Origin of the sequence: Jeotgalibaca arthritidis, from assembly GCF_011100465.1 — a bacterium.
Classification (GTDB): Bacteria; Bacillota; Bacilli; order Lactobacillales; family Aerococcaceae; genus Jeotgalibaca; species Jeotgalibaca arthritidis.
Map to the genome: position 1 here is coordinate 1909042 of NZ_CP049740.1, position 23170 is coordinate 1932211.

21 protein-coding genes are annotated in these 23170 nt (G+C 37.5%); 20 read left to right on the forward strand and 1 reads right to left on the reverse strand.

Going from position 1 to position 23170, the window contains the following annotated elements; genetic code table 11:
* Nucleotides 1–85: 85 nt before the first annotated feature.
* Together G7057_RS09665 and G7057_RS09670 are read left to right on the forward strand one after the other, a co-directional pair.
* Nucleotides 86–1816, forward strand: a complete 1731-nt coding sequence (locus G7057_RS09665; protein WP_166163326.1) for an ABC transporter ATP-binding protein — start codon at nucleotides 86–88, stop codon at nucleotides 1814–1816.
* Complete coding sequence (locus G7057_RS09670; protein ID WP_166163329.1) at nucleotides 1813–3591, forward strand: ABC transporter ATP-binding protein; 1779 nt, start codon at nucleotides 1813–1815, stop codon at nucleotides 3589–3591. Before G7057_RS09665 ends, G7057_RS09670 begins: the two co-directional genes overlap by 4 nt.
* Before the next feature lie 53 nt (nucleotides 3592–3644).
* On the opposite strand, the gene def is transcribed toward G7057_RS09670, so the two are convergent.
* Entirely contained in the window at nucleotides 3645–4205 is a 561-nt protein-coding gene (gene def / locus G7057_RS09675; RefSeq protein ID WP_166164207.1) for a peptide deformylase, read from the reverse strand.
* Nucleotides 4206–4484: 279 nt separating this feature from the next.
* Between def and gdhA the strand changes: the two genes are divergently transcribed.
* The 18 genes from gdhA (at nucleotide 4485) to G7057_RS09765 (ending at nucleotide 23151) form a co-directional block, all read left to right on the forward strand.
* Entirely contained in the window at nucleotides 4485–5831 is a 1347-nt protein-coding gene (gene gdhA / locus G7057_RS09680) for an NADP-specific glutamate dehydrogenase (RefSeq protein WP_166163332.1), read from the forward strand.
* A 545-nt stretch (nucleotides 5832–6376) separates the two neighbouring features.
* Nucleotides 6377–7489 carry a pyruvate dehydrogenase (acetyl-transferring) E1 component subunit alpha gene (gene pdhA / locus G7057_RS09685; protein ID WP_166163335.1) on the forward strand — a complete coding sequence of 371 codons (1113 nt, stop codon included), beginning with the start codon at nucleotides 6377–6379 and terminating at the stop codon, nucleotides 7487–7489.
* A 2-nt stretch (nucleotides 7490–7491) separates the two neighbouring features.
* On the forward strand, nucleotides 7492–8469 hold the full coding sequence (locus G7057_RS09690) for an alpha-ketoacid dehydrogenase subunit beta (protein WP_076766536.1): 978 nt from the start codon (nucleotides 7492–7494) through the stop codon (nucleotides 8467–8469).
* Nucleotides 8470–8587: 118 nt separating this feature from the next.
* On the forward strand, nucleotides 8588–10207 hold the full coding sequence (locus tag G7057_RS09695; protein WP_166163337.1) for a 2-oxo acid dehydrogenase subunit E2: 1620 nt from the start codon (nucleotides 8588–8590) through the stop codon (nucleotides 10205–10207).
* Nucleotides 10208–10214: 7 nt separating this feature from the next.
* Nucleotides 10215–11621, forward strand: coding sequence for a dihydrolipoyl dehydrogenase (gene lpdA / locus G7057_RS09700; RefSeq protein ID WP_166163339.1), 1407 nt, complete (start codon nucleotides 10215–10217; stop codon nucleotides 11619–11621).
* A 90-nt stretch (nucleotides 11622–11711) separates the two neighbouring features.
* Nucleotides 11712–11990 carry a UPF0223 family protein gene (locus G7057_RS09705; protein ID WP_166163341.1) on the forward strand — a complete coding sequence of 93 codons (279 nt, stop codon included), beginning with the start codon at nucleotides 11712–11714 and terminating at the stop codon, nucleotides 11988–11990.
* An 8-nt stretch (nucleotides 11991–11998) separates the two neighbouring features.
* Nucleotides 11999–12778, forward strand: a complete 780-nt coding sequence (locus G7057_RS09710) for an inositol monophosphatase family protein (protein WP_166163343.1) — start codon at nucleotides 11999–12001, stop codon at nucleotides 12776–12778.
* Nucleotides 12779–12969: 191 nt separating this feature from the next.
* On the forward strand, nucleotides 12970–14817 hold the full coding sequence (gene typA / locus G7057_RS09715; RefSeq protein WP_166163345.1) for a translational GTPase TypA: 1848 nt from the start codon (nucleotides 12970–12972) through the stop codon (nucleotides 14815–14817).
* 133 nt (nucleotides 14818–14950) lie between these two features.
* The gene (locus G7057_RS09720; RefSeq protein ID WP_076766524.1) at nucleotides 14951–15253 is read left to right on the forward strand and encodes a DUF1507 family protein; all 303 of its coding nucleotides are present in this window, start codon (nucleotides 14951–14953) and stop codon (nucleotides 15251–15253) included.
* A 2-nt stretch (nucleotides 15254–15255) separates the two neighbouring features.
* The gene (locus G7057_RS09725; RefSeq protein ID WP_083686780.1) at nucleotides 15256–16515 is read left to right on the forward strand and encodes an FtsW/RodA/SpoVE family cell cycle protein; all 1260 of its coding nucleotides are present in this window, start codon (nucleotides 15256–15258) and stop codon (nucleotides 16513–16515) included.
* Between the two features lie 61 nt (nucleotides 16516–16576).
* Nucleotides 16577–17605 (forward strand): CAP-associated domain-containing protein, encoded by a 1029-nt coding sequence (locus tag G7057_RS09730; protein WP_166163347.1) that lies wholly within the window; start codon nucleotides 16577–16579, stop codon nucleotides 17603–17605.
* A gap of 14 nt (nucleotides 17606–17619) precedes the next feature.
* On the forward strand, nucleotides 17620–18072 hold the full coding sequence (locus G7057_RS09735; RefSeq protein ID WP_076766520.1) for a YlbF family regulator: 453 nt from the start codon (nucleotides 17620–17622) through the stop codon (nucleotides 18070–18072).
* A complete protein-coding gene (locus G7057_RS09740) occupies nucleotides 18062–18337 on the forward strand; it encodes a YlbG family protein (RefSeq protein WP_076766518.1) in 276 nt (91 codons plus the stop codon). The genes G7057_RS09735 and G7057_RS09740 overlap by 11 nt, the downstream gene beginning before the upstream one ends.
* Before the next feature lie 10 nt (nucleotides 18338–18347).
* A complete protein-coding gene (gene rsmD / locus G7057_RS09745) occupies nucleotides 18348–18905 on the forward strand; it encodes a 16S rRNA (guanine(966)-N(2))-methyltransferase RsmD (RefSeq protein WP_076766516.1) in 558 nt (185 codons plus the stop codon).
* Nucleotides 18906–18915: 10 nt separating this feature from the next.
* A complete protein-coding gene (gene coaD, locus G7057_RS09750) occupies nucleotides 18916–19401 on the forward strand; it encodes a pantetheine-phosphate adenylyltransferase (protein ID WP_076766513.1) in 486 nt (161 codons plus the stop codon).
* 179 nt (nucleotides 19402–19580) lie between these two features.
* A complete protein-coding gene (locus G7057_RS09755; RefSeq protein ID WP_166163349.1) occupies nucleotides 19581–20243 on the forward strand; it encodes a helix-hairpin-helix domain-containing protein in 663 nt (220 codons plus the stop codon).
* 57 nt (nucleotides 20244–20300) lie between these two features.
* The gene (locus G7057_RS09760; protein WP_166163351.1) at nucleotides 20301–20819 is read left to right on the forward strand and encodes a ComE operon protein 2; all 519 of its coding nucleotides are present in this window, start codon (nucleotides 20301–20303) and stop codon (nucleotides 20817–20819) included.
* Complete coding sequence (locus G7057_RS09765) at nucleotides 20797–23151, forward strand: DNA internalization-related competence protein ComEC/Rec2 (RefSeq protein WP_166163352.1); 2355 nt, start codon at nucleotides 20797–20799, stop codon at nucleotides 23149–23151. Before G7057_RS09760 ends, G7057_RS09765 begins: the two co-directional genes overlap by 23 nt.
* Nucleotides 23152–23170 lie beyond the last annotated feature (19 nt).

Here is a 23170-nt window from a genome sequence, read left to right on the forward strand (position 1 = left end):
AAATATGATCTGACTATAGACATTTGTTGCAACTTTGGCTAATGTATAATGATGATTATTATAAAATGTAATGGAGGATGAAAAAGTGGGTTTAATCTGGAAATATATTAAGCGCTATAAATTGTTTTTGCTGCTTAATGTGATTGGTTCATTCGGATTTATTTTCGTTGAGCTTGGCTTACCAACTATGCTTGCTCGTTTAATAAACGGGACAATAGCTGGGATGAGTCGAGAGTTATTTATAAATACAATTTTAGTTATGCTTGCTTTTACAGTTCTCGGTTTTATTGGCCGCAGTGTTGTTTCATATGCCACGAGTCAATTAACAACTAAAATGATTGAGGAAATGCGTAACGATATGTATCACGTTATCCAAACTTTCTCTCATGAAGAATTTGATCGGTTGGGTGTGTCATCTCTGGTTACTCGCGTCACGAATGATGCATTTGTTTTAATGCAATTTAGTCAAATGATTTTGCGTATGGGACTAGCAACTTTATTAATGTTGTTTTCAAGTTTTTATATGATTTTTCAGACGAGTCGCTCTTTATCTGCTGTGCTGATTCCGGCATTTCCAATTCTATTAGGATCAGTATTGCTTATAGGGAAGAAATCACGTCCTTTATCTGAGTCCCAACAATCTAATTTAGATGATATTAACTTAATTCTAAGAGAAGCATTGTCTGGTTTAAGAGTAATTCGGGCATTTGTTAGAGAAAAATTTCAAATGAAACGTTTTGCCGTTGTAAATGAAGCTTATAGCAATGTCAGCAAGCGATTGTTTTATTTGATGGCATGGACACAGCCAATTTTTTCTCATGTTATTAATTGGATTATTATTGGGATTATGTGGTTTGGAGCTTCTCAACTAGAAGCAGGGACTTTGCAAATTGGTAATATGGTTGCTTATATTGAATATTCATTCCATGCCTTATTCTCATTCTTAAACTTTGCCATTGTCTTTATGATGTATCCTCGTGCGGCGGTTTCAGCTGGCCGTATTCAAGAAGTCTTCGATACAAAGAGTTCAATTTCAATCAATGAGGATGGTATTACTGAAACTGAGACGCATGGTTACATTCAATTTGAAAACGTGTCATTCTCTTATCCTGGGAACCATGACACGCCTGTTATCGACCAGGTTAGTTTTTCTGCTGAACCGGGTCAAACCATCGCCTTTATCGGAAGTACGGGGAGTGGGAAATCAACATTGTTGCAATTGATTCCACGTTTCTATGATGTTACGGACGGTCGAATTCTTATCGATGGTCATGATGTTAGGGACTATAACCTTGATGCCTTAAGAAATAAGATTGGTTACATCCCGCAAAAATCGCTGCTATTTACAGGAACGATTGCTGATAACTTGCGTTATGGAAAATGGGATGCTTCGGAAAATGATTTAATTGATGCATCTGATATTTCTCAAGCGAAAGACTTTATTTTAAAGAAAAGTGATCGCTTTGAGGAACATTTGGCTGAAGGGGGAAGTAACTTATCCGGTGGCCAAAAGCAGCGCTTATCTATTGCGCGTGCCGTTGTTCGTAAGCCGGATATTTATATTTTTGATGATAGTTTCTCTGCTCTGGACTATGCGACTGATGTGAAATTAAGAGGGCGCTTAAAACAAGAAACAGGTCAGTCTACTGTTATTATTGTTGCGCAACGTGTCAGCACGATTTTACATGCTGATAAAATTATTGTATTGGATGAAGGTAAGAAAGTAGCTGAAGGAACGCATTCAGAGTTATTGAAGACAAGTGATATTTATTATGACATTGCTTCTTCTCAATTAAGGGAGGAGGAACTCGCATGAAAAATGAACGAAAATTAAATGACCTATTCCGTATTTGGGAATACGTTGGTGTTTACAGAGGACGCTTTATTACGTCAATTCTATTAACAGTTCTGATGTCAATTTTAAATGTACTAGAGCCATTTATATTGGGCTTGGCTGTTACTGAATTAGGAAACAATGCTGCAGCCATGCTTCAAAATTTACCAGGAGCGGGTATTAACTATCCTTATTTAAGAAATATTTTGATTCTTTATTTCTTACGTGCTTTAGGTTATCAATTAACTAACCTCTTTTCACAGCGTTTGATGACGAGTGTTGTCCAATACGCTATGCGTGATTTGAGATGTGATTTGGACTCCAAAATAAATCGTCTACCGGTTTCGTTTTTTGACAGTCAATCATTTGGTGATGTGCTGAGTCGTGTAACCAATGATGTTGACGCTATTTCAAATGCTTTGCAACAATCGTTACTACAAATTGTGAATGCTATTTTAGGTATCAGTTTCGCATTAGTGATGCTTGTTTTAATTAGTTGGAAGCTAACGCTAGTGGCGCTTATTATGATTCCAGCAGCCTATGTCATCTCTCGTAAAATTACAGAACTTTCTCAACCTTATTTTACAAAACAAGCGAAATATTTGGGTGAACTAAATGGCTTTGTACAAGAGAATTTAACTGGGTTTTCAGTTGTCAAATTGTACAGTAAAGAGGACGACTCTGTTGCAGAGTTCCAGAGAATTAATGGTAATTTACAAAAGAGTGGATTTAAAGCAGCCTTTGTATCAGGATTGATGACACCATTTACTGCTCTTGTTTCTAATAGTGCTTATATTGTGGTTGCTGTCTTAGGAATTTTAGAAGTGCTTGCTGGTGGCATGACAATTGGGAATGTACAAGCAGTTGCCCAATATGTATGGCAAATTAACCAACCGATTTCGACGATTACGCAGCTGTCGGCTATTATTCAGTCCGCAGCAGCAGCAACACAACGTATTTTTGGTTTCCTTGATGAAGAGGAAATAATGGAAGAGAATAACCAATCACTTCCTGATAGGATTGAAGGTCAAATTAGTTTTGAAAATGTCTCATTTAGTTATACAGAAAATCAAACACTAATTAAAAACTTTAATGTTGATGTGAAGAGTGGGGATACAGTTGCGATTGTCGGTCCAACGGGTGCAGGTAAAACAACCATGATTAATCTGTTGATGCGTTTTTATGATGTGGATTCAGGTGCAATTAAGTTAGATGGTCATGACATTCGTGATTTTAGTCGCCAAGATTATCGTTCTCAATTTGGGATGGTATTACAAGACGCTTGGTTGTACCAAGATACGATTGAGGAAAACATTCGATTTGGACGTTTGGATGCAACAGACGATGACGTTGTAAGTGCCGCAGAAGCTGCAAACGTGAATCACTTTATCCAAACCTTAGGGGAAGGCTATCAAACGGTTATCAACCAAGAAGCATCTAATATTTCCTTAGGTCAAAAACAATTACTAACGATTGCCCGAACCTTTATTGCTGATCCTAAAGTATTAATTTTAGACGAAGCAACAAGTTCAGTGGACACGCGACTAGAAGCGTTAATTCAAAAAGCGATGGCTAAGATTATGAAGGGACGGACTAGCTTTGTGATTGCCCACCGTTTATCTACGATTCGTGATGCTGATTTGATATTGGTAATGGATCAAGGACAAATTATAGAACAAGGTAATCATGACGAGCTAATGAGTCAAGAAGGATTTTATTACAATTTATATAACAGTCAATTCCAAGAAGAAGCCTAATAAAAAGCCACAAGCGGATGTTTTCCACTTGTGGCTTTCGTTATTATCCTATATTAACCAATGACACTGACTTGATCATCCAGTTCAAATGGTTCTTTCTCATTGATGTGATCATAGAACATCACGCCGTTTAGGTGATCAATTTCATGTTGAATAACGATGGCATTATAACCTTTATAACGTTTTTTATAACTTTTGCCTGTGACGTCTTGATAAGTTAGTGTAATTCGGCTGTGTCTGACAACAAAACCAGGCACTTCACGATCAACTGATAAGCAACCTTCGCCTTCTTTCAGGCAGACACCTTCAACAGAATGGCTTACGATTTTAGGGTTAATCATAACTTCCTCAATTTCAGGAGGATCATCTTCGTATTCACCTGGTATAAGTAAAGCAATCATCCGTTTTGAAATGGCAAGTTGTGGTGCTGCTAGACCAACCCCTGCCCGAAGTTCATACTGTTCAGAAAGTTCAGGGTCCTGGCTGTTTTTTAAAAACGTCATCATGTCATTAGCGAGTATCATTTCTTCTTTTGTTAAGGGGAATGTTAGCTCAGCTGCCTTCTCACGAAGAGCAGGGTGGCCTTCCCGAACGATGTCATCCATTGTAATCATCATGCATAGCTCCTTTGATAATAGAATCATTAAATAAAAAAGAACAGGTGATGTTCTTAAAAATATCATTATTATATTACTATATAATATTTAAATAGTATAGAATTACAAATTAATTTTCAACTGAATTTGATTTATTTTCATTGAAAAAGGTTAATATACTCTTATTTATAAGGTTTTTTTTAAAATGGACTAAAAATTAATTGACTTAATGTCAAAAAAATGTAAAATAATAAAATGAGAATTAGATTAAAAATATAAGAAGGAAGGTCGAATGCCATGACTGCAGCAAAAGACTATATTGAAACTGTCTATCAGAAAGTCGAAAAGAGAGGCCCTCACCAAGCAGAGTTTTTACAAGCTGTTCGCGAGATGTTTGATACAATTGAACCGGCTATCGAAAAGAATCCTCAATTTATCAAATGGAATATATTAGAACAACTGGCTGAGCCAGAACGAGTGATTTCATTCCGAGTTCCTTGGGTAGCAGACGATGGAACTGTTCAAATTAACAAGGGATTTCGAGTTCAATATAATTCTGCACTAGGACCTTATAAAGGTGGCATTCGCTTCCACCCAACTGTTAATGAAAGTATTCTAAAATTTTTAGGCTTTGAGCAGATGTTTAAGAATAGTTTAACAGGACTACCAATTGGTGGTGGTAAAGGTGGCGCTGATTTTGACCCTAAAGGGAAATCAGATGAAGAAATCATGCGTTTCTGTCAGTCATTTATGACTGAATTACAAAAATATATTGGTCCTATCCAAGATGTCCCGGCGGGAGATATTGGTGTTTCAGGTCGTGAAATTGGCTATATGTATGGTCAGTATAAACGCTTAAACGGGGCACATTCAGGCGTATTAACCGGAAAACCTGTTAGTATGAATGGTAGTTTAGCTAGAACAGAAGCAACCGGTTATGGTTTAGTTTATTATACAGAAGAAATGCTTCAATCAAACGGTAAATCATTTAAAGATCAAAAAGTGGTTGTTTCTGGAAGTGGTAACGTTGCAACTTACGCTATTGAGAAAGTTCATGAGTTTGGTGGAACTGTTATTGCTTGTTCTGATTCAAATGGCTATATCTATGATGAATCAGGCATTGATTTGGCACTACTTAAGCAAATAAAAGAAGTAGAGCGCAAACGTTTAACTGAATACGCTGATCGAAAAGACAGTGCTGACTATGTAGAAGGTAGTGTTTGGGATATTGATGTTCCGTTTGCTATTGCTCTTCCGTGTGCAACACAAAATGAAATTAGTGGCAATCAAGCAGCGCAGATGGTTAAAAATGGTGTGTATTGCGTTAGTGAAGGGGCAAATATGCCAAGTGACTTGGATGCTATTCATGTTTATTTGGAAAATGGCGTTTACTATGGACCTGCTAAGGCAGCTAATGCTGGTGGGGTTGCAACGAGTGCGTTAGAAATGGCGCAAAATGCACAGCACGGCCATTGGACGTTTGAACGTGTTGATGAAGAATTGAAAGCAATAATGAAAAATATCTTTAAAACCGTTGAAGAAACAGCTAAAGAATATGATTTAGAGGGTAATTATTTAGCTGGCGTTAATATTGCATCATTTTTAAATGTAGCAAATGCAATGGTATTCCAAGGTGTCGTTTAATAAGTAAGAGGTAAAAGAGGCTGTTTGTCAGAAAATAGCCTCTTTTACCTCTTTTATTTTGAATAATTTTTCATTGTGATGTAATTAACTAATGGATTTTTTTGGAAAAATAAAAAACAAAGTCCTTTTTTTCTTTAAGAATAGTTAAAATAGCCCAATGTGTTGATAAAATTAACTTTTCTTAGGCTGTTATAACATGACTTGTCTTAAAATAACGTTTTTAATTTCAAGACTAATACAGTTTAAATTCTATACTAAAACAGATTAGCACAGAAAAAGTGCTTTAAACAACTAAAAAAAGACAAAAATCAGCAAAAATTCGAGCGTTTCAAACCTGTTAATAATTGAGCAATAATAAAATAATAACCGTTTCCATCCTTGCTAAGACAAACAATTTTATAAAAAAAGCAATCAACACCTTGCATAAAGTACAAGTCAGTGGTAAATTTATGTTGTGAGGTAACAAGAATAATACAGTTCGTCAGGCTGTATAAAACCCCATTGTAAAATGGAAATTCATTTGGAAAAGAGAGGAATGTGTTAGCATGGCTACAAAGAAAACAACATTTGATATTGACGCATTGCTGAGCCCAACGAATACAGATTTTCGTATGGTTCAAATTATGGACGAGGAAGGAAAAATCGTTAACCCTGACTTAATGCCAGACGTTACAGACGAAGAACTTGTTCAATTTATGTCTGACATGGTTTGGTCACGTATTTTACATGAACGTTCAACAGCATTGAACCGCCAAGGACGTTTAGGTTTCTACGCTCCAACTGCTGGTCAAGAAGCGAGTCAATTAGGAAGTATTGCAGCAATCGAAAAAGAAGATGTGTTGCTTCCAGGATACCGTGATGTTCCACAATTAATTAAACACGGTTTACCATTATCTCAAGCATTCCTATGGTCAAGAGGCCATGCAGGCGGAAGTGACTTCGCTGAAGATCTTAAAGCATTACCACCGCAAATTATCATTGGTGCACAATACATCCAAGCTGCTGGTGTAGCGCTAGGACTTAAAAAACGCGGTAAGCAAAATGTTGCAATCACTTATACTGGTGATGGTGGTTCTTCACAAGGTGACTTCTATGAAGGAATCAACTTTGCTGGTTCTTACAAAGCTCCTGCACTATTCTTCATTCAAAACAACGGATGGGCGATTTCAACACCTCGTCACGTTCAAACTGCAGCTCAAACATTGGCTCAAAAAGCTGTTGCAGCTGGAATCCCAGGAATCCAAGTAGACGGTATGGACTTCTTAGCAGTTTACGCTATTACTAAGAAAGCGCGTGAATACGCAATTGCTGGAAACGGACCTGTTTTAATTGAAACAATCTGTTACCGTTTCGGACCACATACTCTATCAGGAGATGACCCAACTCGTTACCGTGATAACGCAGAGTTAGAAGGATGGCAAGCAAAAGATCCTCTAATCCGTATGCGTAAATACCTAACTGAAAAAGGTCTATGGTCAGAAGATAAAGAAAACGAAGTTATTGAAGCTGCTAAAGAAGAAATCAAAGTAGCTATCCAAGATGCAGATAAAGCACCTAAACAAAAAGTTTCTTCATTCTTGAAAAACATGTATGAAGATAACAGCTTTGTAACTGCTAAAGAACAAATCGAAACTTTTGAAGCAAAGGAGAATAAATAATCATGGCACAATTAACAATGATTCAAGCTATCACAGATGCGTTAGCTCATGAACTTGAGAATGATCCAAATGTCCTGATTTTTGGAGAGGACGTAGGTAAAAACGGAGGTGTATTCCGTGCGACTCAAGGACTTCAAGAACAATTTGGAGAAGATCGCGTATTCGATACACCACTTGCAGAATCTGGTATCGGTGGTTTAGCTTTCGGTTTAGCATTAGAAGGCTACCGTCCAATTCCTGAGATTCAATTCTTTGGTTTTGTCTTTGAAGTTATGGATTCAATCGTAGCTCAAATGGCACGTACACGTTTCCGTATGAGTGGATCTCGTAACATGCCTGTAGTTATCCGTTCTCCATTCGGTGGTGGGGTTCACACACCAGAATTGCACTCTGATAACCTAGAAGGATTGATTGCTCAATCACCTGGTATCAAAGTTGTTATTCCATCAAACCCATACGATGCAAAAGGACTTTTAATTTCAGCTATTCGTGATAACGATCCAGTTATTTTCTTAGAGCACATGAAACTATACCGTTCATTCCGTGAAGAAGTTCCTGAAGAAGGATACACTGTTCCACTAGGAAAAGCTGCTATTACTCGTGAGGGTACTGATGTTTCAGTTATTACTTACGGTGCAATGGTTCGTGAAGCAGTTAAAGCTGCAGAAAACCTAGAAAAAGAAGGCATCTCTGTAGAAGTTGTTGACTTACGTACTGTTTCTCCATTAGATATTGAAACAATCACAGCTACAGTTGAAAAAACTGGTCGTGTTGTTGTTGTTCAAGAAGCACAACGTCAAGCTGGTGTTGGTGCAATGGTTATGTCAGAAATTTCTGAACGTTCAGTTCTTTCATTAGAAGCACCAATCGGTCGTGTTGCAGCTCCTGATACGATTTACCCATTCGGACAAGCTGAAAATGCATGGTTGCCAAACGCAGCAGATATCGAAGCAAAAGTTAGAGAAACTTATAACTTCTAATTAATGGATGACAAGATAAAAGAGCAAATACGGTTCTGACCACTAGAACTGTATTTTCTCTTATTCTGTTAAACATGGATAAAACAAATCGATCTTTATACGAAGGGATGTTAATATAATGGCTTTTAAATTCAAATTGCCAGCTCTAGGCGAAGGAATTATGGAAGGTGAAATCGCTTCTTGGCCAGTTAAAGAAGGCGACACAATCAATGAGGATGATACATTAGTAGAAATCCAAAATGACAAATCTGTTGAAGAGATCCCATCTCCAGTAACAGGTAAAATTGTTAAAATTATTGTTCCAGAAGGTCAAGTAGCTGTTATCGGTGATGTATTGGTAGAAATCGATGCACCTGGTTACGAAGATAGTGAAGAGTCTGCACCTGCTACTGAAGCTCCAGCGGCTCCAGTACAAGAAGCAGCAGCTCCAGCAGCATCAGCTGGCGTTTTCCAATTCAAATTACCAGCACTAGGCGAAGGAATTATGGAAGGCGAAATCGCTTCTTGGCCAGTTAAAGAAGGCGATACAATCAATGAAGATGATACGCTAGTAGAAATCCAAAACGACAAATCTGTTGAAGAGATTCCATCTCCAGTAACAGGTAAAATCGTAAGAATCGTTGTTCCAGAAGGTCAAGTAGCTGTTATCGGTGATGTATTAGTAGAAATTGATGCACCTGGTCATAACGACGCTCCAGCTTCTGCTCCAGCAGCGCAAGCAGCACCAGCACAAGAAGCAGCAGCTCCAGCAGCACAAGCTGTTCCTGTAGCAGCAGACCCTAACCGTCGTGTACTAGCGATGCCTTCAGTACGTCAATATGCACGTGAAAAGGGTGTTGATATTACACAAGTTACGGCAACTGGTAAAGGTGGCCGTGTCATTAAAGCTGATATTGATAACTTCAATGGCGTTGCAGCAGCACCAGCGGCTCCAGCACAAGAAGCAGCAACTCCAGTAGCTACTGAAACAACTCAAGCAGCTCCAGCTGAAAAAGCAGTAGCAGCTCCTCAAGCTTACACTTCAAATGTTCAAGAGCTTGAAAGACGTGAAAAATTAACACCAATGAGAAAAGCAATTTCAAAAGCAATGGTGAACAGCAAGCATACTGCTCCTCACGTAACATTGCATGATGATGTTGAAGTTTCTAAACTATGGGATCACCGTAAGAAATTCAAAGATGTTGCTGCTAACCGCGGAACTAAATTGACATTCTTACCTTACGTTGTTAAAGCATTGACTGCTACAGTTCGTGACTTCCCAGTATTGAACGCATCAATTGATGACGCAACTCAAGAAATTGTATACAAAAACTACTTCAATATCGGTATTGCAACTGATACAGATTTAGGTTTATTTGTACCAAACGTTAAAGATACAAATTCAAAAGGTATGTTTGATATCGCTGACGAAATTAACGCATTAGCTGCTAAAGCTCATGACGGTAAATTAACTGCAGCTGAAATGAAGAATGGTTCGATTACAATCTCTAACATCGGTTCTGTTGGTGGTGGCTGGTTTACACCAGTTATTAACTTCCCAGAAGTTGCGATCTTAGGTGTTGGTACAATCGCTCAACAACCAATCGTTAATGCTGAAGGTGAACTTGCTGTTGGCCGTGTAATGAAACTTTCATTAAGCTTCGACCACCGTATCGTTGATGGAGCAACTGCTCAAAAAGCTATGAACAATATTAAACGTTTATTAGCTGATCCAGAATTATTATTAATGGAAGGATGATAGAAGAATGGTAGTAGGCGATTTCGCAGTAGAATTAGATACAGTTGTAATTGGTTCAGGACCTGGTGGCTATGTAGCTGCTATCCGCGCTGCTCAACTAGGACAAAAAGTTGCAGTAATCGAGAAAGAATACATCGGAGGCGTTTGTTTAAACGTTGGCTGTATTCCTTCTAAAGCATTGATCTCTGCAGGACACCGTTACCAAGAAGCACTTAACTCAGAAATTTTCGGAGTAACAGCTGAAGGTGTTAAATTAGACTTTACAAAAACACAAGAATGGAAAGATAACAAAGTTGTTAATACTTTGACAAGTGGTATTTCATACTTATTGAAGAAAAACAAAGTTGAAATCATTATGGGGACTGCTTTCTTTAATGATGCAAACACATTACGTGTATTCACTGAAGACGCTGCACAAACCTATACATTCAAAAATGCTATCGTTGCAACAGGTAGCCGTCCAATTGAAATCAAAGGATTTAAATTTGGAAAACGCGTTATCGATTCAACTGGTGCCTTGAACTTGAAAGAAGTTCCTAAGAAACTTGTTGTTATTGGTGGTGGGGTTGTTGGTTCTGAGTTAGGAACAGCTTACGCTAACCTAGGTGCAGAAGTAACGATTCTTGAAGGTTCGCCACAGTTATTACCATCGTTCGAAAAAGACATGGTTAAACTTGTTGAAAAGTCATTCAAAGAAAAAGGCATTAACTTCGTAACAAACGCTATGGCTAAAGAAGCGATCGACAACGGAGACAGTGTAACAATTAAATATGAATCTAACGGTAAGGAAGAATCGATCGAAGCGGACTATGTAATGGTATCTGTAGGTCGTCGTCCAAATACTGATGATTTAGGACTTGAAGTTGTTGGCGTTGAAATGACAGATCGTGGCTTAGTTAAAGTTGATAACCAAGGTCGTACAAACGTTTCAAACATTTTCGCAATTGGTGATATCACACCAGGCGCTGCACTTGCTCATAAAGCAAGTTACGAAGCTAAAATTGCTGCTGAAGCAATTTCTGGACATCCATCTGCAATTGACTACGTAGCAATGCCTGCTGTAGCATTTACAGATCCTGAACTAGCGTCAGTTGGTTTAACAGAAAAAGAAGCTAAAGCACAAGGCTTGAACGTTAAAGCATCTAAATTCCCATTATCTGGAAATGGACGTGCTCTTTCTCTTAACGCTACTGAAGGTTTCGTACGTTTAGTAACAACTAAAGAAGATAACGTTATTGTTGGTGCACAAGTTGCCGGTGTAAGTGCAAGTGATGTGATTGCTGAACTTGGTTTAGCGGTTGAATCTGGCATGAACGCTGATGATATTGCATTAACAATCCACTCTCATCCATCATTGGCAGAGACAGTTATGGATGCTGCTGAATTAGCATTGGGACTACCAATCCATATCTAATCCGTAAAATTAAAAAAAAGAGACCTTGAACTTGTTTTCAAGGTCTCTTTTTCATATGATAGTGGTATAAAGAACTAAGGAGAATGTTTAGTGGCAGATTATCAGTACCCAATCGATTTGGATTGGACATACGAGGAAATGGATCAAGTTATTAAGCTTTGGAATGCAGTAGAAGAAGCTTATGAAAATAGAATTGAGCGTGAGGTATTTTTAAACCGCTACCGTGCCTTTAAGGAGGTTATCCCTTCGAAGGGCGAGGAGAAACGCTACGCTAATCAGTTTGAAAAAGATAGTGGTTATTCCTTATATCAAGTAGTGAAAAAGGCTCAAGACAAGACGTTAAAAACGATTAAAATGAGTGGAAAGTAGGAGATATCATGACATATGGAGCGATTGCTGAGCTAGCTAAACAATGGGTAGAAGAGGCAGGTGACTTGTTGAGAGAATCATTGTCTAATCAATCACTTAAAATAGAGGAAAAAACGAATGCCAGTGACTTAGTAACAGAAATGGATCGTTCGATTGAAGCTTTTTTTGTTGAGAAAATTAGAGAACACTTTCCTCACCATAAAATTTTTGGCGAAGAGGGAACTTATGATGACATCACAGACATGAGTGGCTTTATTTGGATTATTGATCCCATTGATGGCACATTAAACTATGTAAAGCAAAAGAGTAATTTCTGTTCGATGATTGCCTTGTTTGAAGATGGTGAGGGCGTTGTTTCATTTATTAATGATGTCATTAACAACGACATTTATATGGGTGTGAAAGGTCATGGTGTTTTTCGTAACGACGATCAACTTAAGCCTATCCCTGATCATTCAATAAATGAAGGGTTAATTGCAATCTCTACTAAGATGGTGACTAAAGAAACAGCAATCACTCAGGAATTAGTCAATGATACATTGGGAGTTCGCCTCATTGGGTCTGCTGGTTTGGAAATGATACAAGTGTTAACGAACCGAGTATCTGCCTACGTTACTAATGAATTAAATGCTTGGGACATTGCTCAAGGCTATATGATGGCAACCGAATTAGGTTTATCGTTTACAACAAGAGAAGGAAAAGCTGTTAACTTATTGACTAAGAATCCAATTGTTGTGGCTAATCCGAAAGCACACCAAGAAATTATCTCTAAATTTATGAAAGAATAATTAATTTCACTTGATATTGATCTTTTTTCTTTCCAAATGAAAAGAGCCGTGATACAATAGAGCAGTTGAAATGGACCGTCAATAAAAAGATAAATTGATGAAAAGTATTTTCAAGAGACCGTTGGACCGACCCTTAAACTAGATTCAGTTTGGGTCTTTCTTTTTGGGATGTAAATGTTTGGAGGAAAAACATGAAATTAAGAAATGATATCAGAAACGTTGCAATTATTGCCCACGTTGACCATGGTAAAACGACTATGGTAGATGAACTGTTAAAACAATCAGAAACATTGAATGAACGTACACAATTAGATGACCGCGTAATGGATTCAAATGATATTGAAAAAGAACGTGGTATTACAATTTTAGCTAAGAATACTGCTGTTTCATACAAAGGAACGCGCGTTAACATCTTGGATACACCAGGACACGCGGACTTTGGTGGAGAAGTAGAACGTATCATGAAAATGGTTGATGGTGTTGTTTTAATTGTTGATGCTTATGAAGGTACAATGCCACAAACACGTTTTGTATTGAAAAAAGCACTTGAACAAAAGTTAACACCAATCGTAGTAGTAAACAAAATTGACAAACCAACAGCTCGTCCAGCTGAAGTGGTTGATGAAGTATTAGAATTGTTTATTGAATTGGGTGCGGATGATGACCAATTGGAGTTCCCAGTTGTTTATGCATCTGGTATTAACGGAACATCAAGCTTGACAGATGATCCAGCTGATCAAGAAGATACAATGGACTTCTTGTTTGATACTATTTTGGAACATATTCCAGCTCCAGTTGATAATTCTGAAGAGCCACTTCAATTCCAAGTAGCTTTACTAGATTACAACGACTTTGTTGGTCGTATTGGTATCGGTCGTGTTTTCAGAGGAACAATTAAAGTTGGCGATCAAGTATCACTTCTAAAACTTGATGGCACAACTAAGAACTTCCGTGTTACAAAATTATTTGGTTTCTTCGGTTTAGACCGTGTAGAGATTGATCAAGCTGTAGCAGGAGATTTAATTGCTGTTTCTGGTATGGAAGACATTTTCGTTGGTGAAACAATCACACCGGTTGATCATCAAGAAGCATTACCAGTGTTACATATTGATGAGCCAACACTACAAATGACATTCTTAACAAATAACTCACCATTTGCAGGTCGTGAAGGTAAACACGTTACGTCTCGTAAATTAGAAGAGCGTTTGATGAAAGAATTGCACACAGACGTGTCACTTAAAGTTGAAAATACAGGTTCACCTGATGCTTGGATTGTATCTGGGCGTGGAGAGCTACACTTGTCAATTTTAATTGAAAATATGCGTCGTGAAGGTTACGAACTACAAGTTTCGCGTCCAGAAGTAATTATCAAGAATTTTGATGGCGAACGTTGTGAACCATTTGAACGTGTACAAATTGATACACCGGAAGAATATATGGGATCTGTTATTGAATCATTGAGCCAACGTAAAGGTGAAATGCAGGATATGCAAAATACAGGAAATGGTCAAATTCGTTTGATTTTCCTTGTACCATCTCGTGGATTAATTGGTTATTCAACTGAATTCCTTTCATTGACACGTGGTTATGGTATTATGTCTCATACGTTTGAAGCATACCTACCAGAATTAAATGGAAAAATTGGTGGCCGTCGTAATGGTGCACTTGTGTCAACAGAAACTGGTAAATCAACAACTTACGGTATCATGGGTGTTGAAGACCGTGGAACGATCTTTATCGAGCCTGGTGTTGATATTTATGAAGGTATGGTTGTCGGAGAAAACTCCCGTGAAAATGACATTGCCGTTAATATTACGAAAGCAAAACAACAAACTAACGTTCGTTCTGCTAATAAAGACCAAACGAATGTTATCAAACGTCCACGTCAATTAACACTAGAAGAAACGATTGAATTCATGGATGAAGATGAATATTGTGAAATTACGCCAGTAAGCATCCGTCTACGTAAACAAATTCTAGATAAAAATGAACGTGAAAAATCTGCTAAACGTAAGAAAAAAGCACTTGAACAAGACTAATTTATTTAAAAAGTGTGTCTTCCTTGTTGGAAGGTACACTTTTTGTTTATTTTCTAAGGAAGAGCGCTTAATGTCTGCTCGTTCTGTGTTATAATAAACGAAACTTTTTAAATTCGAATCAAGGAGGATTCATATGACTATACAAAATAAAGACCAAGCTCGCCAAATTTTGAAGCAAGATGCTGAAAAAATTTATTCCTTGATCAATAGTCAAAAAGAACACCTATGCTTTGCAGCCTGTCCTGCTTTTGAAGAAGTGGTCGACACGCAATTATTTGGCTTATCGAAACAAATTGATTTTGCAGTTCAATTGGGCATTTTGGGACAAGAAGAAGGGCACTTAATTTTATCGGACCTTGAAACATCATTAAATCATATGTACTCCGATTATTTCACTCAAAAGACAACGAAGCCTCTTAGAGAAGGGGGCAATTAAAGTTGCAACAAGTAAACCAATCAATAAGCCACTCCATCAAGCAAAAACTAGCGAATTTTAATTGGAACTTATTGATTCCTTACCTTATTTTGTTAGGTATGGGCGTTTTTATGGTATATAGTTCAAGCAGTTATTTTGCCATGACACAATTTAACAATTCGGAGCATTTCTTTCAACGTCAGTTGATGTATGCAATGATTAGCTTGATTGTTGTCTTATTATTCTCCGTCGTTAATACCAAACTGTTAAAATCAATCGGTCTTATTAGTTCAGTTCTCTTTGTTTTACTATTTATGTTGATCTACTTAGTAACGTTTGGAGTTGATCCGATTAATGGAGCGAGCGCGTGGATTGATTTCGGTCCGATTAATATTCAACCTTCTGAGTTTTTCAAGATTGCGATGATCTTGTATTTAGCTATCTTTCTATCTAATAATCAACGTAAGTTGGCTAATATTGGTCGAGTTTATGATGGTCCTGCTAAAGAGAACGGTAAAAAAAGAGGGATTATTTCCCAAATTTTTACAGTAGTTAAAAAGCCTATTCTTTGCTTAGGGCTGTTTATTGGTTTGATCCTTATTCAACCAGACTTAGGTGGGGTGATTATTCTCCTGAGTATTTGTGTGGTCATGATTTTATTGAGTGGTGTGCCCTTTAAAATAAGTTTATCAACGTTTGGAATTGCTGGCGTAGCCTACAGTGTGTTTATTTTATTTATTCAACTAGTAGGCACCATTCCATTTATACCCTCGTATATGTTGAATCGCTTCACTGCGTATTTAGATCCTTTTGGAGATGTACAAAATTCTTCCTTTCAGTTGGTCAATTCTTTCTATGCGCTGGCAAGGGGAGGATTGTTTGGAGTAGGGATCGGTGAAAGTATCCAGAAATCGGGCTATTTGCCAGAATCCTACACAGACTTTATTATTCCAATCATGGGAGAAGAGATTGGGCTTGTCGGAGTCGTCTTTATTTTAGCTATTTTCTTCTACTTCGTTTATGTTATTTTCCGGACAAGTTTACAAGTGACAGACTCATTTGGCCAATTGGTTTATATCGGTATAGCAGCCATGTTTTTAATTCAAGGTTCCATTAACTTAGGTGGAGCCGTTGGTATTATGCCATTAACGGGTGTGACCTTCCCGTTTATTAGTTACGGTGGGTCAAGTATGTTAGTGTCATCTATTGCCGTTGGAATTATGAATAACCTTTTCATTAATCAACGACTAAATCAGCATATTTTAGAAAAGGAAGCCAATTAGCGCTTCCTTTTTGGTAAAATAAAACTTATATAAGAAAGACGGTTAGAAATGGACGGGTGTTATGATTAAACAATTTATTGCATCATTGTTATTTTTTTTATTGGCGCTCTACTATATACCGATTTTCATGTCTTCACCTGACTATAGCCAACCTAAAATTGAAACAAATCAACAAACTATGTCGCTTGAAATAGATGGTGTTTACCCATTACCAGTAAGCGGCTATGAACATTACCTTGGACAATCGGTAGCTGATTACCAAAGTCGCTATGGCGATCCTGAACACATGATAACGTCCGAACAAGACCCACAGACAAGTTGGTGGTCTTATCTGGAAAACAGTCATGAATATGTTCAAATAGAAGTTAACAATCAAGAGATTCAATCCATATTTGTTTTAGGTGATGCGATTAATACGGGGTCATTGAAAATTGGGATGAGCCGAGAAAATGTGTTAGATGAAACGCAATTAGGCGAACAATTTATGTTTAGTCACAGTGACCGAATGTATCGACTGACGTTATCTAAGAGAAATATGAAACTCTTCCCATTAGTTGAATTTGATAACCAATCATTTGCTATTCTTTATTTTTATCCTGATTGTGATGAAATTTATGCAATCCGTTATTTGACTTATGAAAAGATATTAGGATTAAATTATTATTTCATTGAAGAAATGAATAGTGACGAAGAGGGGATTTCAATCAAAAATAGAAACAGACTAGCGAATGATCAGATTAACCAAGCTATGCTCGAAGAGTATATCAATGTGCTACGCTTAAATGCTAATTTGGCCCCTTATCCTCACATTGATGAGGGACGATCGATCGTAAACGACTTGTTAAGAGACGACACGATTGACTTCCAAAGCTATAAAGAACTAACGTCTTACAGACATCCTGAATTTCCAGATCAAGCATTTAAGCTTAAATATATGAGTGGAACACAAGTTTATGACCCAGCTATGAAATTTGGCTTGTTTTATTCAACTAAAGAAAATCAACGAATTGTCCTTAATGAAAATAATCAAGATATGAGTATCGCGATAGAGGATGATAATCTACTCTTATTTGTAAATGAATCGAAATAAGAAAGGTGATTGAGATGATTTATGACGAAGCTTTATTAGCTTTGGAAGATCAATGTGATCAATTGATTATTCGAATTTTAGAAAGCGAGGCAATGGTAGGTTATTTAGAAGCCAAGCAAAGAATCGAATCATCTGAAGAAGCACAACTTAAAATTGAACAATTTAAACGCAAGCAAGAACAATTTGAACTGATAGAACCTTATGGTGAATATGCACCGGACTTTTTAAGCTACCGCCAGCAATTATATCAAGCTAAGCGAGAAATGGACTTAGATGAAGTCGTCTATGAGTTTCGTATTGCAGAGCGGCAACTACAAGTCCAATTGGATTTGATTGCTGATAAACTAGCAAAATCAGTTTCTACAAATATTCTAGTGTCCGCAGGTGATGCGTTCTCGCTATCATTAATCGGCCTGCCAACAGCTTGTGAAATTCATTTAGGAAAGAGGAAAGACATTGAACTTTGAACTAAGGAAACGTCAAGGCATCATCGTATGGGTTTACACCTTACGTCAAATTAAAAACTTAAAGCGTATTGGCTACATTCACTATGTATCAAGCCGCCTTAAATATATTGTTATGTATGTGGATCAAATAGAAGTATCGGATACAGTTGATCGATTAAACAGTTTACACTATGTGCGTAAAGTAGAGATTTCGCATCGACCAGAAATTGATATGACATTTGAACACGCACTTGAAGGCAATCAGGAAGAGAAAGTAGAAGGTTAAGGGGAACTTTATGAGAGTAGTAGCAGGTGAATATAAAGGAAGACATTTAAAGGCTGTTCCAGGTGATTCAACACGACCGACAACCGATAAAGTAAAGGAATCTATGTTCAATATTATTGGGCCTTACTTTGCTGGTGGGAGTTGTTTAGACATGTTTGCTGGGAGTGGTGGACTTGCTATTGAAGCTGTATCACGTGGCATTGACCATGCCTTCTTGTCTGAGAAAAATAGAAAAGCCCAAGACGTTATCCGTACTAATATTGAAATAACAAAAGAGCAAGATAAGTTTACGGTCTTAGCCGGTGATTCTAGACGAAATGTTGTGAAGTTAGCTAGTCAACAAGACAATCTAACGTTTCGTTTAGTGTTCATTGATCCTCCTTATCAAGCAGAAAAAACAGAAGAAGATATTTTATTGCTTGTTAAAGAAGGGTTAGTCGACGACCGTACTACCTTTGTTTGTGAAATGGATAAACATACTCAATTAACTGATCAAATTGCCGGTTATCAAAAAATAAAACGGGTAGAATATGGCACCATTGCGATAGAAATATTTGAAGCATTATAGGAGGGATAGTTTGAAGAAAGTCGCTTTATTTGCGGGTAGCTTTGATCCACTAACGAATGGGCACATTGATACCATTCAAAGAGGCTTACGCGTCTTTGATGAAATTATTGTAGCAGTTTCAACAAATACATCTAAAAAATCCTTGTTTAATGGTGAAGAACGCTTTGAATTGATTCAGTCTGTTCTAAAGGATTTAACCTCTGTAAAAGTTGTGAAGCATAGCGGTGGCTTAACGGTTGATATGGCAAAGGACTATCACTGTCATGCCTTATTAAGAGGAGTCCGCAATGTTAAGGACTTTGAATATGAAGAGAGCATTGCTCTGTTGAATAAAACCCAGCATCCAGAACTTGAAACAGTTATTCTGATGGCATCAGCTGAATATCGCTTTTTAAGTTCAAGTTTGATAAAAGAAGTCGCTATGTTTGGCGGAGATGTTTCGAAACTCCTTCCGCCAGCCATTAATCAAGCTGTTATTGAAAAATACAAGCAGTAAAATAGCAAGAGCCCGAAATTTATGAAAAATTTCGGGCTCTTTTTTGACTGTAAAAGTAAGACGAGGAAGTTCAGGAGTAAATGATCATCTGAAGTTCCATAAGAGACGATAAAAGATTTTGAAATAAAAAAACGGAAATTAATTCTTTTGCGGATATTATTAGTAGAGGAGGAATAAACATGAGAGCAGTTAAAGGGTGGCTGATAGACAATAAATGGTTATTGCTAGTTGTTCTCTTGGTCGTGCAATCATTATTTTTAATGATGCAATGGATTTTTCCAAAGTCTGATAAGGAGGAGAGTGATGAAGCAGATTTGTCCAGTTTATTACTAGAAACGCCTATGGTTGAAAGTTGGGAAGAGGAAGCACCAGAATCACTAGAAGAAAGTCATACCATTTGGATTGTTGATATTAAAGGAGCTGTTCAACGTCCGGGTATCTACCAAGTTAACCAAGAGATGCGGATTTATGACGCCATCCAATTGGCTGGTGGCTTAACAGATGGCGCAGTTACCAAACACCTTAATTTTGCCCAGCACTTAAGTGATCAAATGCTGATATATGTGCCATTAGAAGGAGAAGAAGTTGACTTAGCGACAGTTACAACGGATTCTACGCCCGGTCAATCTCAAAAACAAAGCAGTAAAATTAATATTAATACGGCGGATGCCATCCAACTGCAAGAACTGAATGGTATCGGTCAAAAGAAAGCGGAAATGATTATTCAATATCGAGAGGATGTCGGCTTGTTTAGTAAAATAGAAGATTTAATGAACGTTAGTGGTATAGGGAGTAAGACATTTGAAGCCATTGCTGACAAAATAACCATTTCAAACAACTAAAAAACATCTGTTAAAGTAGGCTGAATAGTGTATGATAACATGTAAAAGGAGTGGTCATTGATGCAAGAAAGAATTCCATGGAATCAATATTTTATGGCACAGGCGGTCTTATTATCTTTAAGAAGTACATGTAAACGATTGGAAGTTGGCGCAACGATTGTCCGCGATAAGCGAATTATTGCTGGCGGTTATAATGGGTCAGTATCAGGTGATGTTCATTGTATTGATGACGGTTGCTATATCGTTAATGGACATTGTTTAAGAACGATTCATGCTGAAATGAATGCTATTTTGCAATGTGCAAAGCTAGGCGTTCAAACAGATGGCGCTGAAATTTATGTAACCCATTTTCCATGTCTGCAATGTATGAAGATGCTCTTGCAAGCGGGTATTAAAAAAGTTTACTATCTTGAAGATTATCGGAATGATCCCTACGCTATTCATTTGCTTGAAGAGATGGCTATACCATATGAAAAAGTATCATTAGATCCAAGCTATTTTACAACGCTTGTTAAACCGACCCATTCGAATCATGAATCGGTGGGGGAGAAAGATGGCAATCACAACTGCTGTTAAACAGTTTAAAGAACGTTTTAAAATCATTAAAGGCTATTATAGTTTCTTTGCTCTATTTTCAATCAACCTCATTCTACTCATTTTGCTACCCGAAAATGGCTATGTCTGGGGTCTTTTTTGTTTTTTACTATTAAGACTTATTAGCTTTAAAGAACCGGCATTTTTAATAGTGGCTCTCGTCATTGCTACAGTGACACTAGGCGTAACGATATGGCATGTAAAAGACAATCACACGCAGTTAGACGAGGCAATGACGTCGGGCACATTCTATTTGAACCCCGAGTCCTATAAGGTTGATGGGAATTTACTTAGTGGAACCGTTGAATTGCAATTAGCTGATAAAAACGAATGCTTAGCCTTTTACTATCAAATCCCTTCAGAAGAAGAAAAGAAGCAGTGGGAATCCCTAACTTATCCCATTTCCTTTTCTGCCTCAATGCAGTTAAAAGAACCATCTGTTGCTCGAAACGCTCATCAATTCAATTATAAAACATATTTATTTAGGCGAAAAATTCACTGGACTGCTAGCTTAAGTGAGTTTCAACAGATTGCTAAAGATGAACGTATAGCGACTGTTTTTAGTCGACTCAGACTCAACATCATCCATGCCGTTAAACATAAACTGGCTGATGGTAAGACGACTGACTACTTATTGGCAATTTTGTTTAATGTGACGGACGATATTGATAGTCAGGCGATGGCAGATTATCAAAAGATAGGGGTTATTCATTTATTTTCAATATCAGGGATGCATATTCATTTTTTAATCCAGCTGCTGCGTTATGTGTTGTTGCGATTGGGCATTAGTAGAGAGACAACTGTTCCGATCTTACTCCTTAGTATTTTGTTTTATGGACTAGTCGTTGGCTACGGTGTGGGGATTTTTCGTGCAATTGTAACGAACGGCCTATTACTAATCGCTCAAATCTTAAGAAAAGATTTTCAGCCACTGGATGCTTTCGCATGGACTCTTTTATTGGCGATTTGGATAAATCCTTATGTGGTCTTTTCGCTTGCGTTTCAACTGAGTTATAGTTTGTCGGCAGTTTTATATGTCCTATCTAAACGGCTAAATGACCATTCTATTCGACTTTTAAATGATTTGTTTTTATCGTTTTTGATGACAACAGTATCCTTTTTATTTTTAAGTTACCATTATTTTGAGGTGAGTTGGATAGGGCTGTTTGTGAATATTGTGTTTTCCTTTATTTTTTCTGTCTGCTTTTTCCCGTTGTTTTGGTTGATTACCTTACTGATTAGCGTGAATGTTCCTATCACGTTTTATCAGCTATTAATTACAGCTCTAGATCGAGCCATTGAGGCGGTCGAAAGGGTGACTCACTTCTTAGCTAGTTATAATGGTTTTTCGGTTGTAACGGGACGGCCTTATCACGTTTTTTATTTTCTAGTCGCGATAGCTATTCTAGTCTTTTTAATAGCAAAAGAACGGCAACAGCTGGTTTCAAATTCGACCATCCTATTGCTGGCGACAATGCTCATTTTTTATGTGTCACCCTACTTAACCCACTATGGACAGCTCATCATGCTAGATGTGGGGCAAGGGGACGCCTTTCTTTTGATTAGTCCCTTTTATCGTAGTTGTGTGCTGATTGACACTGGTGGGAAACTATCATTTGGAAGGGACGAAAAATGGCAAGAAAGGACAAACCAGACAAGCCACGCTAAGCAGTTAACAGCTTCGATTAAAGCGCAAGGTGTTAGAAAGTTGGATGCTCTTATTTTGACGCATAGCGATATTGATCATATTGGCAATCTCGTTTTTTTATCAGAACAATTAGCGATTGACCACATTTACTATGCTGATGGAATGGCAAAAGATGCTTACTTTCTATCGCTGTTGGAGGAGATAGATAAGTCTATTACGCGATCCGAGCTGAAAGCAGGCGATAATATTCAATTGAATGGTTTTAACTTTCATGTTTTAGCACCTTACGGACAAGGTAAGGGCGAAAATAATGATTCCTTAGTTTTGTTCAGTCGAATTGGTGGGCTGGATTGGCTCTTTACGGGTGATTTAGAAAAAGAAGGAGAGACAGTCTTGTTGAACACCTATCCTAACTTAAACGTAGATGTTTTAAAAGTAGGCCATCATGGCAGCAAAACATCAACGACCGATGCCTTTATCAATCAACTATCTCCTCAGCTTGCCTTTGTATCAGTCGGCGAAAATAATCATTACGGACACCCACATGCTGATGTGATTGATCGTTTAACAAAAAAAGAGATCTCTGTATTTCGGACTGATCGTGACGGAGCTGTTCATTTTTCCTATACTTCAGATAAGAAAGGCATCAAGATTATGGTACAATAAGAATAGATAATTTTTTGGA